General features: G+C 67.9%; 16 protein-coding genes. 5 read left to right on the top strand and 11 right to left on the bottom strand.

The genetic code is table 11. The features are described from left to right. Window positions 1-76: 76 nt before the first annotated feature. Together erpA and xth are read left to right on the top strand one after the other, a co-directional pair. Window positions 77-427, top strand: coding sequence for an iron-sulfur cluster insertion protein ErpA (gene erpA, locus VHL31_RS23100; protein ID WP_329663606.1), 351 nt, complete (start codon window positions 77-79; stop codon window positions 425-427). Between the two features lie 37 nt (window positions 428-464). Beyond that, on the top strand, window positions 465-1,232 hold the full coding sequence (gene xth / locus VHL31_RS23095) for an exodeoxyribonuclease III (RefSeq protein WP_329663605.1): 768 nt from the start codon (window positions 465-467) through the stop codon (window positions 1,230-1,232). A gap of 1 nt (window position 1,233) precedes the next feature. Here xth and VHL31_RS23090 read toward each other — a convergent pair whose 3' ends face one another. The 3 genes from VHL31_RS23090 to VHL31_RS23080 form a co-directional block, all read right to left on the bottom strand. Continuing rightward, a complete protein-coding gene (locus VHL31_RS23090; RefSeq protein WP_329663604.1) occupies window positions 1,234-1,566 on the bottom strand; it encodes a four-helix bundle copper-binding protein in 333 nt (110 codons plus the stop codon). Window positions 1,567-1,659: 93 nt separating this feature from the next. Further along, window positions 1,660-2,004, bottom strand: a complete 345-nt coding sequence (locus VHL31_RS23085) for a hypothetical protein (protein WP_329663603.1) — start codon at window positions 2,002-2,004, stop codon at window positions 1,660-1,662. Next, the gene (locus VHL31_RS23080; RefSeq protein ID WP_329663602.1) at window positions 2,001-2,924 is read right to left on the bottom strand and encodes an alpha/beta hydrolase; all 924 of its coding nucleotides are present in this window, start codon (window positions 2,922-2,924) and stop codon (window positions 2,001-2,003) included. The genes VHL31_RS23085 and VHL31_RS23080 overlap by 4 nt, the downstream gene beginning before the upstream one ends. 161 nt (window positions 2,925-3,085) lie before the next feature. Here VHL31_RS23080 and VHL31_RS23075 point away from each other — a divergent pair, with 161 nt between their 5' ends. Further along, window positions 3,086-3,694, top strand: coding sequence for a CGNR zinc finger domain-containing protein (locus tag VHL31_RS23075; RefSeq protein WP_329663601.1), 609 nt, complete (start codon window positions 3,086-3,088; stop codon window positions 3,692-3,694). 1 nt (window position 3,695) lies between these two features. Here VHL31_RS23075 and VHL31_RS23070 read toward each other — a convergent pair whose 3' ends face one another. From VHL31_RS23070 to VHL31_RS23045, 6 genes are all read right to left on the bottom strand, one after another. Further along, window positions 3,696-5,390, bottom strand: a complete 1,695-nt coding sequence (locus VHL31_RS23070; protein ID WP_329663600.1) for an ABC transporter permease — start codon at window positions 5,388-5,390, stop codon at window positions 3,696-3,698. Then, window positions 5,387-6,364, bottom strand: a complete 978-nt coding sequence (locus tag VHL31_RS23065; protein ID WP_329663599.1) for an ABC transporter substrate-binding protein — start codon at window positions 6,362-6,364, stop codon at window positions 5,387-5,389. The genes VHL31_RS23070 and VHL31_RS23065 overlap by 4 nt, the downstream gene beginning before the upstream one ends. Before the next feature lie 85 nt (window positions 6,365-6,449). After that, the gene (locus tag VHL31_RS23060; protein ID WP_329663598.1) at window positions 6,450-6,980 is read right to left on the bottom strand and encodes an NUDIX hydrolase; all 531 of its coding nucleotides are present in this window, start codon (window positions 6,978-6,980) and stop codon (window positions 6,450-6,452) included. A 141-nt stretch (window positions 6,981-7,121) separates the two neighbouring features. Next, complete coding sequence (locus tag VHL31_RS23055; RefSeq protein ID WP_329663597.1) at window positions 7,122-8,498, bottom strand: tetratricopeptide repeat protein; 1,377 nt, start codon at window positions 8,496-8,498, stop codon at window positions 7,122-7,124. 14 nt (window positions 8,499-8,512) lie between these two features. Continuing rightward, window positions 8,513-9,529 carry a Gfo/Idh/MocA family oxidoreductase gene (locus tag VHL31_RS23050; protein WP_329663596.1) on the bottom strand — a complete coding sequence of 339 codons (1,017 nt, stop codon included), beginning with the start codon at window positions 9,527-9,529 and terminating at the stop codon, window positions 8,513-8,515. Window positions 9,530-9,594: 65 nt separating this feature from the next. Continuing rightward, a complete protein-coding gene (locus VHL31_RS23045; protein WP_329663595.1) occupies window positions 9,595-10,020 on the bottom strand; it encodes a 4-oxalocrotonate tautomerase family protein in 426 nt (141 codons plus the stop codon). 84 nt (window positions 10,021-10,104) lie between these two features. On the opposite strand from VHL31_RS23045, the gene VHL31_RS23040 reads away from it, so the two are divergent. Both VHL31_RS23040 and VHL31_RS23035 read left to right on the top strand, forming a co-directional pair. Beyond that, the gene (locus tag VHL31_RS23040) at window positions 10,105-10,968 is read left to right on the top strand and encodes a LysR substrate-binding domain-containing protein (protein ID WP_329663594.1); all 864 of its coding nucleotides are present in this window, start codon (window positions 10,105-10,107) and stop codon (window positions 10,966-10,968) included. Window positions 10,969-11,075: 107 nt separating this feature from the next. Then, a complete protein-coding gene (locus VHL31_RS23035; protein WP_329663593.1) occupies window positions 11,076-11,297 on the top strand; it encodes a TM2 domain-containing protein in 222 nt (73 codons plus the stop codon). A 148-nt stretch (window positions 11,298-11,445) separates the two neighbouring features. Here VHL31_RS23035 and VHL31_RS23030 read toward each other — a convergent pair whose 3' ends face one another. Both VHL31_RS23030 and VHL31_RS23025 read right to left on the bottom strand, forming a co-directional pair. Further along, a complete protein-coding gene (locus tag VHL31_RS23030; protein WP_329663592.1) occupies window positions 11,446-13,029 on the bottom strand; it encodes a GMC family oxidoreductase in 1,584 nt (527 codons plus the stop codon). Continuing rightward, window positions 13,022-14,056 carry a branched-chain amino acid ABC transporter permease gene (locus VHL31_RS23025; RefSeq protein WP_329663591.1) on the bottom strand — a complete coding sequence of 345 codons (1,035 nt, stop codon included), beginning with the start codon at window positions 14,054-14,056 and terminating at the stop codon, window positions 13,022-13,024. The genes VHL31_RS23030 and VHL31_RS23025 overlap by 8 nt, the downstream gene beginning before the upstream one ends. Window positions 14,057-14,058: the final 2 nt, after the last annotated feature.

Here is a 14,058-nt window from a genome sequence, read left to right as displayed (position 1 = left end):
CTACTTTGGGATGAGCACGCGTCATCTGCCGGCTCCTTTGTCCGGCCGGCGCGTATCCCAACGTCAGGGGCGTCCCATGTCGCAACCGAACCCGCGGCCCGAGCCATTCCAGGTCTCCGAACGTGCGGCTCGCCGGATCCGCACGATCCTCGAACGTGAGGGCCTGGGCGAGGGTCATCTGCGCGTCGGCGTGTCCGGCGGCGGCTGTTCCGGATTCAAGTACGAGTTCGCGCTGGGCACTAACGGCGAGCCGGACGACATCGTGATCCAGAAGCAGGACGCCAAGGTTGTCATCGACGGCATGTCGCTCCTGTATCTGATCGGCTCGGAGCTGGACTTCGTCGAGGACCTCAACGGCTCGTACTTCCAGGTGAGGAATCCGAACGCGACCTCGTCCTGCGGCTGCGGTACCAGCTTCGCCATGTGAGCCGGCGGGCTCGCCCTTCCCCGTCGGTGAGATCTTCATGAAGCTTGTCGCCTGGAACGTGAACGGCGTCCGCGCGCGCCTGGACGCGCTGCTCGGCTGGATCGACACGGAACAGCCGGACGTCCTTCTCCTGCAGGAGACGAAGGTCACCGACGACAAGTTCCCGGCCGAGCCGTTCACGAGCCGCGGCTACCAGATGGCACTATGGGGCTCGGCACCGCTCAACGGCGTCGCGATCCTTTCCAGGCAGGAGCCCAAGGACGTCGTGCGCGGCCTGCCCGGGGCCGACGAGGACAGCCAGGCCCGCTGGATCGAGGCCACGGTCGGCCCCTACCGGGTCGCCTCGCTCTATTTGCCTAACGGCACGTCGGTCGGCTCCGATTCCTTCACCTACAAGCTGCGCTACTTCGACCGCATCGGCGCCCGCATGACGGCTCTCGCCGCCGACGGCACGCCCGTGATCGTCGGCGGCGACTGGAACGTCGCACCGGAGCCGATCGACATCTACGACCCGGCCGGCTGGGACGGCGGCATCTGCTACCATCCCGACGAGCGGGCGGCCTGGCGGCGGGTCGTCAACCGCGGCTTCTACGACGCCTATCGCTGGCTCAACCCGGCCGGCGAGGACTATTCCTGGTGGCACTACCAGGGCCGCGCCTTCGAGGCCGGCCATGGCCTCAGGATCGACCACTTCCTCCTGTCGCCGCATGCCATCGACAAGGCCACCGCCTGCCGGATCGATCCGACGCCGCGTGCCGCGAAAATCGCCTCGGACCACGCCCCGGTGATCCTCGAGGTCGAGTAGGTCAGGCCGCCATCGTCCGGCAGCTCTCGGCACAGCGCCGGCAGGCCTGCACGCACTCGTCCATCTCGCCGATCCTTGCACAATCCTCCGCGCATTCCGTGCAGATCTCGGCGCACTCGCGGCAGGTGTGCTTGTGGTGCTCGGTGCCGATCAGCATGAAATGCGCCGATGTCCGGCAGATCTCCGCGCAGGCCATCATCAGCTTGAAGTGCCTGGGCTCGGTATGCTTGCCGCCCATCTCCAAGCAGTGCCCCATCGCGGTCGAAAGGCAGGTCTGGTAGCAGGAAAGGCAGGCCTCGATGCACGACTTCATCTCTGGTGAAACGTGCTGCATGGCTGGTTTTCCTCTCGCTGGAACTTCATCCGCGGACCATCCGCCGGACAAGGGGGTGAACCAGCCCAGGCATCCGGCGTTCCCGTTGCCGCCTCAGCCGCGGCCGTCGCCGGTCCGTCCGTGGGCGGTCCGGATCTGCAGGATCTGCACGCTCGTCGGCAGCTCGATCAGGAACTCAGGATCCCGCTCCAGGTGGTGGATGCGCGCAGGCTCGTTGCCCGCGAAGCGCGACATGGCTTCCACGCTCTCCCAGTAGGAGATGGTCACGAACTCCGTCTCCCCTTCCCGATCCTCGCGGAGCGACTGCACGCCCATCGCCTTCTCGATCAGCGGCTTGATGCCGTGCTCGTGGAGATAGGCCTCGTACTCGTCGGCACGGGCCGCAGGCACGCGACCCCGCCAGATTCGCGCGATGGCAGGACCGTTCGCTCCAGTCATATCCGCTCTCCGTCATAGTTGCGCTCGAGGAAGTCGCGCGCGATTGCCGCGACCTCGTCCAGGTTGGTCTCCAGCAGCCAGTGCCCGCCATCGAGCAGGTGCAGTTCCGCGTCCGGCAGGTCCCGCAGATAGGCGCGTGCCGCACCTTCCGGCATGTAGCCGTCCTGGGGGCCCCAGGCGATCAGGGTCGGCGGCCGGTGCTCGCGCAGATAAGTCTGGTAGCGAGGAAACCAGCACAGGTTCTCTCGCCACTCGTCCATCAGGCCGACCATGATCTCGCGCCGGGCGGGCTGGTTGAGCTGGGACCAGGCCAGCTGCCACAGATCCGGGCTGATCCGCATCGCAAGCTCGGGCCGGACATCGTTCAGGAACTCGTCGCGAAACCCTTCCTCGCTCACGGTCTGCGCCAGTTGCTGCCGCCGCTCCGGTGTCGGATCGGCCGCGAAGGCCTTGAGCGCCTCGTATCTGGGCCCGAACTGGTCCTCGTAGATGTCGCCGTTCTGGATGACGAGGGCCGCCACCCGCTCCGGGCGCCGCATCGCCAGCCTGAGCCCGATCCAGGAGCCGTAGTCGTGGAGGTAGAGCACGAAACGGCTGGCCCCCATCTTCTCGACGAAGCGGTCCAGGAAGGCGGCATAGCCGTCGAACGTATAGGCGAAGCTGGCACGGCCGGGCGTGTCGCTGTAGCCGAACTCCGGGAAGTCCGGAGCCAGCAGGCGCCAGTGGTCCGCCAGCTTGGGCATGAGGTTGCGGAACTCGAAGGAGGAGCACGGATAGCCATGCGGAAGCAGGACCACCGGGCCATCCAGCGGACCGGCCTCGCGGTAGAAGGTCCTGTTGCCGTCGATATCGATGAAATGGTGCCGGACGCTCCGTTCGGGCACACGTGCCTCGTTGCCTCGGTTCAGGCCAGACTCCATGATCCGTCTCCTCAAAGGACTGCCCCAAAGCTTGGGCACGTCTCCGGTCTTGGCGGTACCTGCTGGCAGGCAGGTTGGACACCATCGTCCGCGTATTCGTAACCAATAAACGTGCTTTCAACGGTTACGTTCCCGACTGAGCGGGCACGCTGGAGAATGGCTTGACCGGATCGTTTGCAGGCAGTCTGTCGCTGGTAGGTGGCGTCCTGGCCCTCGACTTCGCCAACACCGCAGGCGGCCGGAACCTGCCGAAGCCGATCGAGCATCTGCGGCAGGCCGGCGATCTGCTGGACTGGGCCATGCATGCCTCGGTGCTGCCGGACGAGGCGGCTGCACCCGTTCGTGCCGCGCTGCAGGCGGATCGGGCCCTGGCGGATCACTTGCTGGAATCCGCCCTTCGGCTGCGCGAGGCCGTCCATCGGATCGGGGCGGCGATCGCCCACGGACGCACCCTGCCCCCGGCCGACCTCGACACGCTCAGGCAGTCCGCCTGCGCTTCGCTGGCCCAGGCCGAGCTTGCGCCGAGCGATGACGGACACTGTGCTCTTTGCTTCGCGGCCGGGCCGCCTCAGTCATCGCTGCTGGGGCCCGTCGCCTGGTCGGCCATGGACCTCTTCCAGAGAGGTGACCTCACCCGCCTCAAGCAGTGCCCGGCCGAGGATTGCGGCTGGCTGTTCATCGACACCAGCAGGAACGGTTCGCGACGCTGGTGCGACATGAGCACCTGCGGCAACCGGACGAAGGTCCGCCGGCACCGCCGGGCCGGCTGAGCTAGAACCGCCAGGGCAGCGTGCCCGCCGGCAGCCGGTCCCCCAGCCGGTCGATCACGACCACGAGCAGCGCCACCACCGCTGTTGCCGACAGCGCCACCGCGCTCGCCTCGCTGACCAGCCCCGCCTCCTCGAGCGAGAAGAGGACGACACCAAGCGTCTCCGTCCCCGCCGTCCAGAGCAGTGCCGACACGGTGAGCTCGTTGAACGCCAGGAGGAAGGCCAGCAGCCCGCCCGCCGCCACCGCCGGCCAGAGTGACGGCAGGACGACATGCCAGAGCCTCGCCACCAGTCCGGCCCCATCGACCGCCGCTGCCTCCTCCTGCGCCCGCTCCATCTGCGCCATCGCCGCCAGCGGCGCCTTCAGCACGATCGGCAGAAAGCGGCCGGCATAGGCGAACAGGATGATCCAGGGCGTCGCATAGATCGAGATCCCGAGGATCGGCAGCGGCTGGACGAACAGGAGGATGCACGCGATCGCCAGGACGATGCCCGGCAAGGCGTAGGGCAGTTCGATCAGGGGCAGCAGCAGCGTGCGGGCGCGCTTGGGGGCGCGGTCCAGGCCATGGGCGAGCGGGACGGCGAACAGGGCCAGCAGCAAGGCCGCCCCGCCCGCGAACAGGAAGGAATTGCGGAAGGCCCGCACCGTCACGTCCTGCCGCCAGAGCACCTCGACGAAATGGGACAGGGTCGCGGAAGCCGGCGTGAGGCGCGCGCCGTAGGTGGGTGCCAGGGCCGAGGCGAGCAGCGAGGCCAGCGGCAGGACCAGCACGATCCCGACCAGCATCCATGCGGCCAAGCTGCCAGGCCAGCGCCAGCCGCCCAGACGCCAGAAGGGCTGCAGCGGCCGCTCCATGCTGCGCCGCGTGGCGTTCTTCGCCAGCACCAGGGCCGCCAGCGCCGTCGGCACCAGCGCCAGGACCGCCACCACCATCGAGAGGGTCGCCGCCTGGTCGATGACGCCGGTGCCGCTGCCGACCAGCTGGCGATAGATCAGGGTCGGCAGGGTGAGGTAGCCTGCGGGCATGCCGAGCAGGACTGGAATGCCGAAATTCCCGAACGCGGCGACGAAGGCCAGCAGGGCGGCCGCTGCCAGGTGCGGCGTCAGCAGCGGCAGCACGATCCAGCGCATGATCGCCCTGCTGCCGGCACCGCCCAGGCTCGCCGCCTCGATCAGCTCGTGCGGGATGGTCTTCAGCCCGGCCAGGACCAGGATCGTGACCAGCGGCGCATGGTGCAGCCCCAGCACCAGGATCACCCCGCCACGGCCGATCAAGGGGTTCGCCGTGCCGGGAGCCGGCGCCAGGCCCACGGCGTTCAGCAAGGGCGAGGCCGGCCCCGCCATGACGGTGAAGGCCAGGGCGGTGACCTGCGGGGCCACCAGCATCGACAGCACGAACAGGATGCCGATCGCCCGCCGCCGGGGCAGGTCCGACAAGCCTAGGAGCAGCGCCATCCCGGCGCCCAGCAGCAGGGCCAGCACCGTCGACAGCACCCCGCTCTCGATGCTGTGCCAGGTGGCCTCCAGGCTGGCCGGGGCCAGGAGCAGGGCCAGGGCGCTGCCGCCCAGCGCCTGCGCCAGCAGCCTTGCCGTCGGCAGGCCCGCCAGCACCAGCACGACCAGGAGCAGCAGGCCCTGCCAGAGCCTGCCTTCCCGCAGGCCGTCCTGGTGCCGTGCCGGCAGGGCTGCGATCACTGCTGGAAGATCTTCTCGAACCGGGCGCGGTTCTCGTTCTCGGCCGCAAGGGCAGCGGCAGGATCGAACGGCAGCACCTTGATCGTCTCGCGGGCAGGATAGCCGGCCGGCAGCGCCACCGTCGGATCGGCCGGCATGTAGCCCTGGGCCGACGCCAGCTCCTGGCCCTTCGTCGACAGGAGGAAGTCCACGAAGGCCTTGGCGGCCTCGGGGTTCTGCGTGGTCTTCAGGATCGCCACCGGCTCGGTCACGGCCGACACGCCTTCCTGCGGGAACACGAAGGCGACGGGCGCGCCCTTGGCCTGCTCGCGGATCGGCATGAAGTCGACGATCATGCCGAACAGCTTCTCGCCGCCCGCCACGGCCTTGAGCACCCCGCCATTGGCACCCTCGGCTAGCGCATCGTTCTCAGCCAGCCCCTCGTAATAGCCCCAGCCGTCTGGCAGGTTGGAGGTGAGCGTCACGGTGTGGATCAGTGCGGCACCCGACGAGAGCGGGCTCGGCATCGCGATCAGCCCCTTGGCCTCCGGCTTGAGGAGGTCCTGCCAGGAGGCCGGCACGAAAGGGGCGCCCGTGTTGTAGACGATGCCGGTCGTGATGAGCTTGGTCGCGAACCAGAACTTGGCCGGGTCGTGGATGCCGGCCGGGTAGGCCGAGACGTCTGCACCCTCATGGGCCATCAGCACCCCGTCCCGCTTCAGCCCCTCCATGGTGACCGCATCGGCGATCAGGAGCAGGTCGGCCTGCGGCGCTCCCGCTTCCAGCTCGGCCCGCAGCTTCGCCATGATCTTCGGCGTGCCGTCGCGCACGAAACTGATCTCGACGTCGGGATGCTCCGCCTTGAACGCGTCGATCGTCTGCTGCGCGTCGGTCTGCGGCTGGCTGGTGTAGAGGACCAGGCTGCCTTCCGCGGCGAAAGCCTGGCTCGTCAGCAAGGCGCCTGCCAGCGCCGCTGCCATGATAGGACGGATCATCTCGCTCTTCCGTGGACACTCGACCGGCATAACGCCGCTCCGGTAGGTGCGGCTCCTAGGCGTCTCGTGTGACAGAGCGGTGACGTCAGCCCCGGATGAGCTGGGCGTTCAGTTCCAGGATGAGGGCAACGAGGCCCCCTTCGCCGACCAGCATCGCGGCCTCGTCGAGCGCATACCATCCCCGCGCGCGCTGGCCCTTTTCCGGCCAGTCGTCCAGCACCTCCTCGACATCCATCCGATAGACCTCGATCGCGCACTGCACGATCTTGCCGGACGTCAGGTGCTTGGGTGCCAGGTAATGGCCGATCGGCTTGTTCCAGACCTCGCCCAGCAGGCCCGCCTCCTCGAAGGCCTCGATCGCCGCGACCTCGGCGCCGGTCTTGCCCTTCTCCGGATTGCCCTTGGGAATGATCCAGCGCCTTGTCCCTCGCGAGGTCACCAGCATCACCGACACCGCATTGCCGCGCTGCCGCAGCGCCAGCACGCCGAACTGGCGGCGCGCTTGAACCTGGCGGACCTTCTTCGGCCGGTGCTGCGCCATGGCCGACTTCTTGGCCGCCGGCTTCTTGACCGGCTTGGCCTGGCCGTCACGCGCCAAGGATGGAACAGCCGACACCCGCTTCTCCCGTGGTGCAGGCTCTGACAACGGTTGGGACGGTGTCCTGGTGTCGCCGGTCGTCGGGACCGGGCCGATCACGGCCTTACGAGGCAAGCGGACACCGGTTCGTATGGGGGCTGGATTCGTGGTTCCGTTCGATCAGGCGTAGCCCCTGATCCCGCGGGCCTTCGCCGCAGCCGCGATGCGGGCCGCCTCTTCCGGCAGGCCCAGTCGCACATAGATGTCCTCCAGCTTCGGATAGAGCGGCCTGCTGTCCGGGTAGGCTCCGCGCATCTGCTCCAGGATCTGCTGGGCCGCCACGTAGCGCCCCGTGCGGATCAACGCGTCCAGCATCACCTGCTCGAACAAACCGCGCTGGGCATGACTGCCGCCGATCTCGGTCAGGCGCGGCAGGGCGATGCCCATCTTGCGCACCGTCGTCTCGCCGTCCCCGCGCGCATGAGCAAGCAGCCCCTCGCAGGCCGGCACCGCCACCTCGCTCCAGGCCGGCCGCGCGAACACGGGGCAGGTCCGCGCATGCTCGCGGATGCTCGCCATCATCGCATCCGCCTCCGGCCGCCCTGCCCGCGCCAGGCCATAGAGATACTGCATGCTCAGGAAGGGCTGCACATGGTCGTGGACGCGCGTGGCCAGGTAGTTGCCGAGGTCCTGCCAGCGGTCGCCAACATCCACCCCGACCATCTCCAGCCGCGACAGGAGCGATACCGCGCCGATCTGATCCTGCGAGTATTCCTTCCACACCCCCCAGATGTTCTGGTCGTAGAAGGACAGGATCCGGTCGGTCTCGCCCTGGTCGATCAGCACCAGCGAGAAATGCCACCAGGCATGGGTGAACATGAACGAGTTCAGGTTCGTCCAGCTTTCCTTCACGTCCTCCAGGAAGGCCCGCGCCTCGCCTGTCCGCCCCTGGGTCAGGAATACGTGCGCCAGCGCATGATGCGCCCATGGCTCCTTGCGCCTGATCGCGATCGCCTGGCGCGCGCAACGCTCCGCGTCCGCCAGCATGTGGCTCTGCTCGTAGGCAAACGCGGCCAGACCATGGGTCCAGGGGAGGTCCGCATTCTCGCCCATGACCTTGTGCGCCACCCGCAGCATGCCGGGCGGGTCGCCCAGGTTGAAATGATGGTACTGGCAGGCCTTCGCGATCGCCATCTCGCGCGGGTAGCGGTCCAGCAGCTCCTCGCCCACCCGGATCGCGCGCGGGACGTCGCCATCCACCCAAGCCTCGACCGCCCCCAGCACCATCCGCTCGCGCTCGTTGGCGAGCCTGGCCGCCTTTTGCGCCCGGGCGAGATAGGGCCGGGCCTTGGTCGGCGCATCGGCCCGCTCCATGAACATCCAGAGCATCGCCGCATAGGCATTGGCGAGCGTGCTGTCCGGATCCTCGTCCGCCGCTTTGAGCACCTTCCCGGCCCCGTTCTCGTAGGCCAGGAAGTTCACGGCGAAGGCGTCGATCCCCTCTACCGTCGCTGCGCTGGAGGCGGTGACCTCCTGCCCACGCCAGTCCAGGAACATGCCCCACCCCTTCGCTAGCCGACCTTCGGCACGGCAACCATCTTCTTCGATCCGGCACTTTCCAGCATGGCGAGCGCCACGGCAAGCGAACGCGCGCCGTCCTCGCCGCTGCAGGCGACCTCGCCCTCGCCGCGCGCTGCCGCCACGAAGCTCTTGATCATCCGCCCATAGAGTTCCTCGTGCACGAGCGGCACCTCCCGCTCGCCGTCCGCATCGCGCAGCCTGAGCGTGCCCGCGGGCGACTGGCCCATATTGTCCTGGGCATAGAGCGAGCCCCTGGTCCCGTGGATCTCGATCGAGCCGCGGTTGAAGGGGGTGTTGAACACGTTGTGGATATGCCCAAGCGTGCCCCGCTCGGTGCGGAAGATCCCGAGCGCGGTATCCTCGACCTTATCCGTGCCCATGCCGCTGTTGGCGCTCATGGCACCGACCTCGACGATCTCGTCGCCGGTCAGGAAGCGCACGATGTCGGCGTCATGGACCGCCAGATCCATGATGGCACCTGCCCCGGCCGAGGGATCGTTGATCCGCCAGGTCTGCAGGTGGGCCGGCAGCAGCGCCCCGTGCACGACCCGGATGGCCACGAGCTCGCCGAGCTTTCCCTCCCGCACGATGTCGCGCATCGCGATGTGGTGCGCGCCGCAGCGCATGTGGTGGTTGGTGCCGAACACGACGCCAGCCTCGCGACAGGCCCGCACCATGTCCTGCGCTTCCTCCACGCTCATCGCGAGCGGCTTGTCGCAGAGCACGTGCTTGCCGGCGGCAGCACAGGCCAGCACCTCGCGATGGTGCCGCTCGTTGGTGCTGGCGACATAGACCCCGTCGATGGCCGGGTCGGCCAGCATTGCGTCCAGCCGGTCATAGGCCTTGGGAATGCCCATCTCGTCGGCGAACGCGCGTCCTCTCGCCATGTCCCGGCTGTAGACCGCCACCGGCAGGGCCACGCCGCTCTCGTTCATGGCGCCGATCATGCGCTCCCGCGAGATCGTGCTCGCCCCGATCAGACCGAAGCCGAACCTGCCATCACGCATCGACGTACCCCCTGTTTCAGCCTTGTTGGCGGCTGGGCGCCAGGGGGTCAACGGGTCCCGGCCGTTCAGGCGGCAGCACGCGCCGGCAGTCCGAGCTTCCCCTCGATGTAGCGCCGTTCCTGGGTGAGGCCTCCAAAGCCATAGGCATCGGCGGATACCTCGTGCACGTGCACATAGCTTTCATGGTGGAGATCACCGAGCAGGTCCCTCATCCGGCTGAAGACGGCAGCCACGAAGGCTTCCTTTTCGTCCTTCGTGTTCGTCCCATCCACGACCTTGATCTCCAGCCAGAAGCTGGATGCCTTCTGCTCGGCAAGGGACGCACCGCCGGCAAACCATGTGCCGGGATCGACGCGCTCGACGACCACCGCCGTGAGCTCCGGCTTCTTGCGCAGGATGTCGGTCGACAGCCGCACGATGTCGGCCGCCACCTGGCGTTCCACGTTCTCGACCGGACGAAGCGCAGCGAGCTTGATCGTGATGATGGGCATGATGGCCTCCTCGGCTGGTTCCCGGGAGAAGCATGCTCGGGCAGCTATCATATCAGAAGCGAATGCTTGAGCTCTCTGTGATGCTTGTTCATCATCATGCTCATGCGCAACCTCGACCTCGACCAGATCCGCTCCTTCATCGCTGCGGCCGACCTGCGGAGCTTCACGGCAGCCGGCGAGTGCCTGGCCGCCACCCAGTCCGCCATCAGCGTCCGCGTGGCCAAGCTGGAGCATCAGTTGGGCAAGCGCCTTCTCGCGCGCACGCCGCGCGCGGTGGCGCTCACCGAGGACGGCAGGCTCTTCCTCCCCTGGGCCAGGCGGATCGTCGGCACGCATGACGAGGCGCTGGCGGCGATGGACGATCTTGCCGCGGACGAGCCGACCCTGCGCCTCGCGGTCAGCGACCATGCCACGGCGGGCCGGCTGCCCTCCGCCCTGCAGAGCCTGCGCAACGCCCAGCCCCGCCTTGTCCCCGACGTGGTGGTCGGCACGTCCGCCGACATGATGGCCGCCTATGATGTGGGCGCAGCCGATGCCGCCATCGTCCGCCAGGACGCCGACCGGCGCGACGGCATTCATCTCTATGAGGAGCCGCTGGTGTGGATCGCCGCGGATCGCCTTGCGGAACGCGTGAACCGCCCGGTCGACCTCGTGGCCCTGCGTGGCCAGTGCGACGTGAAGGCCGCCATGACCCGTGCGCTCGACGAGCGGGGTCTGCCCTGGCGCATCGTGTTCCAGGGCGGCTCGGTCACTGCCCTTCAGGCAGCGGTGGAGGCAGGCCTGGGTGTGACCGCCGTCGGCCGCACCCACGTCCCTTCCCGCTGCGCGGTGCTGGACGACCTGCCCGTCATGCCGGCCAGCCGCGTCGTGATGCATACCCGCCTGCCAGCACCGATGCGTGACACCCTGCGCGCCGCCTTCCGCCAGATCGGCCGGCCTATGTCCTGAGCCCGTTGGGAAATGCGGTAGGCTTCCTACATGCAGGAGAGAAGGTGGCCGGACGTGTTTTCCTTCGGCCGCCTTGTCGTGACGAACTGTCTGCTGGAGCCTGCTTGATGAGTGTGAAGTCCGTGGGAACCTCGTTCTGGCTCTGGCTGCTCTGCATCTTCGGCTTTTGCGGCATCCACCGCTTCTACCTGGGCTTCATCTGGACCGGCCTGCTCTGGCTGTTCACCTTCGGCCTGCTCGGCATCGGCCAGCTGATCGACCTGTTCCGCCTGCGCAACCTCGTGCTCATGTCCAACATGCAGCGGGATTTCGAACGGCGCAGCGTCTAGGCGCCGCAGGCGCGTACCACGCCGTTCATGCGATAGTGCGCGGTCCCGCTGCACGCGCTGCGGGGTTTGCGCATGCAAAGCTTGCTATCGCATGAACGAACCCGAGCAGCTCAGGAAGATCAACGGGTTAGCAAATTTTCTACGCGCTTCAGCCCTGCCGGATGAACTCCGCGCAGCGCTCCGCGACCATGATGGTCGGCGCATTGGTGTTGCCCGACACCATCTTCGGGAACACCGAGGCATCAGCCACCCGCAGCCCCTCGATCCCCCGCACCTTCAGCTCCGGCGTGGTCACCGCCATCTCGTCGGTGCCCATCCGGCAGGTGCAGGCGGGATGGTAGAGCGTGGTGCAGTGTCCACGCACATAGTCGGCCAGTTCCGCATCGGTCCGCGCCTCGGCAGACGGCGTGATCTCGCAGTCGATGATGTCAGCCAGCGGTGAGGCTGCCGCGATCCGCCGGCTTAGCTTCACGCCCTCGGCCAATGTCGTCACGTCCGTGCCCGTGGGGTCGGAGACGAAGTAGCGAGGATCGAGGTTCGGATGCTCCAAGGGATCGGCCGAGCGCAGGGTCAGCTCGCCCCGGCTGTTTGGCCGCTGCAGCGTCGCATGCAGCGTGATGCCCGGGCGCGATGACAGATAGCGGGCATGGTCGCGGTTGGCCGCGATCACGCCATAGAACTGCAGGTCCGGCTCCAGTACTTCCGGCCGGGAGCGGACATGGCCACCGGCCGCCGCCCAGTTGCTGGTGATGGCGCCCGTCCGCTTCTGCGTCCACTCGTCGATGGCCGCCCGGATCTCCTCGCCGGTCATGCCGCCGATGCCGACGGCATCCTTGGTGTGGAAGGTCGTCGGGATGTTGATGTGGTCCTGCATGTCCTTGCCGACGCCCGGCAGGTCGTGAGCCACGCGGACGCCCACCGCCTTCAGCTCGTCCGCAGGGCCCACGCCGGACAGGAGCAGGAGCTGGGCCGAGCCGATCGAGCCGGACGCCAGCACGACCTCCGAGGAGGCGTGGGCCGTGTGCGGCCGGCCGTTCTTCAGGTACTCGACGCCGATCGCCCGGCCGTTCTCGATGATCAGCCGCGTGGTGAGAACGCCCGTCTCGACCGTCAGGTTCGGCCGCTCCAGCGCCGGCTCCAGATAGGCCTTGGCCGTGCCGAACCGCTCGCCGTTCTTGCAGAACAGCTGGAAGAAGCCGACGCCTTCCTGGCTGACGCCATTGAAGTCCTCGCAGCGCGGGATGCCGGCGTTCTGGCAGGCCTCCATCCACAGCTTCTCGGTGGCATCGATATAGGGCACATCGGCGATGTTGAGCGGACCGCCCGAGCCATGCAGCTCGTCGTTGCCGAACCGCTCGTTGTGCTCGGACTTCTTGAAGACCGGCAGCACGTCCTTCCACGCCCAGCCGGTGGCGCCCAGCGCGGCCCAGCCGTCATAGTCGGACGGCAGCCCGCGGATATAGATCATCGCGTTGAGCGCACCCGACCCGCCGACCATCTTGCCGCGCGGCCAGAAGATCCGGCGCATCCGGCAGCCCGGCTGCGGCACGGTGTGGTAGCCCCAGTCCACCTCCGTGTTCACCATGCTGATCCACATGGCCGGCATCTTGGAGGCCAGCGGCGCCGCACGGCCCGCTTCCAGCACCAGGACCTTGCGGCCCGGATCCTCCGACAGGCGGCCGGCCACCACGCAGCCGCCGCTGCCCGCACCGACCACGATCGTGTCAAACATGGGACGTTCCAGCATGAGGAGCCGCCGCGTCCGGCTGGCTCGGTTGAGGACGGAAGCGGGCGACCAGTCCCTCGACCAGGCCGATCACGCCGCGCGGCATCAGCACCATGGCGGCCGCGATGATGAGCCCCAGGCCCAGCGTGCGAAACTCGCCCATCTCCCGCATGCCCTCGTCGGCCAGCACCAGGATCACCGCCCCCACGAGCGGGCCCCACAGCTTGCCGATCCCGCCGACCACCGCGATCGCGATGATGAACATGAGGGTGGAGAGCGAGAGCACGCCCGGGCCGATCGCCTGGAAATGCGCGGCATAGAGACCGCCGGCCAGGCCCGTGAAGAAGGCCGACGCGCCGAACACGACGAGCTGGGTCGAGAAGCGGTTGATGCCGCGCGCCACCGCACAACCGGGATTGTCGCGCAGGGCCTGGAACGCCAGGCCCAAAGGCGAGCGGATCACCGCCCAGGTGAACAGCATGGTGACCGCGAACAGCGCCACCACGATGGCGTAGTTGGCCGTGAGATAGTTGGCCTTGAACAGGGCCCGGGTGCCGAGGTCGCCGAATCGGGCGAAGCCCACCGCGCCGCCCGTGAACTGCCGGCAGGTGGCTCCCTGCATGACGAAGCAGTCGGTATCGGTGACGATCAGCAGGTACATGACCTGCGCCACGGCCAGTGTCAGCAGCGCCACGTAGGCGCCGGCCAGGCGCAGGCAGGCGAGGCCGATGATCAGGCTGAAGATGACGGTGCCGATGGCGCCCACCGGCATAGCCAGCCACATCGACCAGCCGCCATAGAAGCCCAGCATGGCCGTGACGTAGCCGCCGAACGCGAACAGCGCCATCTGCCCCAGCGAGAACACGCCGGCGAAGCCGAACAGCAGGTTCCACTGCGATGCGACGATGGCGTAGAACAGGGCCAGGATGACCTGGCCCAGGATGTAGCGGCTGTCGACCACGAAGGGCAGCGACACCAGGAGGACGAGGACGATCACGGCGGTGATCAGGTGGCCACGGTCGGCTCGGCTCATGG

This window comes from Geminicoccus sp. (assembly GCF_036263595.1).
Lineage (GTDB): Bacteria > Pseudomonadota > Alphaproteobacteria > Geminicoccales > Geminicoccaceae > Geminicoccus.
This window is presented reverse-complemented; position numbering and strand designations above follow the sequence as displayed.

What these genes read in the sequence shown, in the direction of transcription:
- erpA (WP_329663606.1), top strand. Translation starts at nt 77, where the DNA reads ATGTCGCAACCGAACCCGCGGCCCGAGCCATTCCAGGTCTCCGAACGT.
- xth (WP_329663605.1), top strand. Translation starts at nt 465, where the DNA reads ATGAAGCTTGTCGCCTGGAACGTGAACGGCGTCCGCGCGCGCCTGGAC.
- VHL31_RS23090 (WP_329663604.1), bottom strand. Translation starts at nt 1,566, where the DNA reads ATGCAGCACGTTTCACCAGAGATGAAGTCGTGCATCGAGGCCTGCCTT.
- VHL31_RS23085 (WP_329663603.1), bottom strand. Translation starts at nt 2,004, where the DNA reads ATGACTGGAGCGAACGGTCCTGCCATCGCGCGAATCTGGCGGGGTCGC.
- VHL31_RS23080 (WP_329663602.1), bottom strand. Translation starts at nt 2,924, where the DNA reads ATGGAGTCTGGCCTGAACCGAGGCAACGAGGCACGTGTGCCCGAACGG.
- VHL31_RS23065 (WP_329663599.1), bottom strand. Translation starts at nt 6,364, where the DNA reads ATGATCCGTCCTATCATGGCAGCGGCGCTGGCAGGCGCCTTGCTGACG.
- VHL31_RS23055 (WP_329663597.1), bottom strand. Translation starts at nt 8,498, where the DNA reads ATGTTCCTGGACTGGCGTGGGCAGGAGGTCACCGCCTCCAGCGCAGCG.
- VHL31_RS23050 (WP_329663596.1), bottom strand. Translation starts at nt 9,529, where the DNA reads ATGCGTGATGGCAGGTTCGGCTTCGGTCTGATCGGGGCGAGCACGATC.
- VHL31_RS23045 (WP_329663595.1), bottom strand. Translation starts at nt 10,020, where the DNA reads ATGCCCATCATCACGATCAAGCTCGCTGCGCTTCGTCCGGTCGAGAAC.
- VHL31_RS23035 (WP_329663593.1), top strand. Translation starts at nt 11,076, where the DNA reads ATGAGTGTGAAGTCCGTGGGAACCTCGTTCTGGCTCTGGCTGCTCTGC.
- VHL31_RS23030 (WP_329663592.1), bottom strand. Translation starts at nt 13,029, where the DNA reads ATGTTTGACACGATCGTGGTCGGTGCGGGCAGCGGCGGCTGCGTGGTG.
- VHL31_RS23025 (WP_329663591.1), bottom strand. Translation starts at nt 14,056, where the DNA reads ATGAGCCGAGCCGACCGTGGCCACCTGATCACCGCCGTGATCGTCCTC.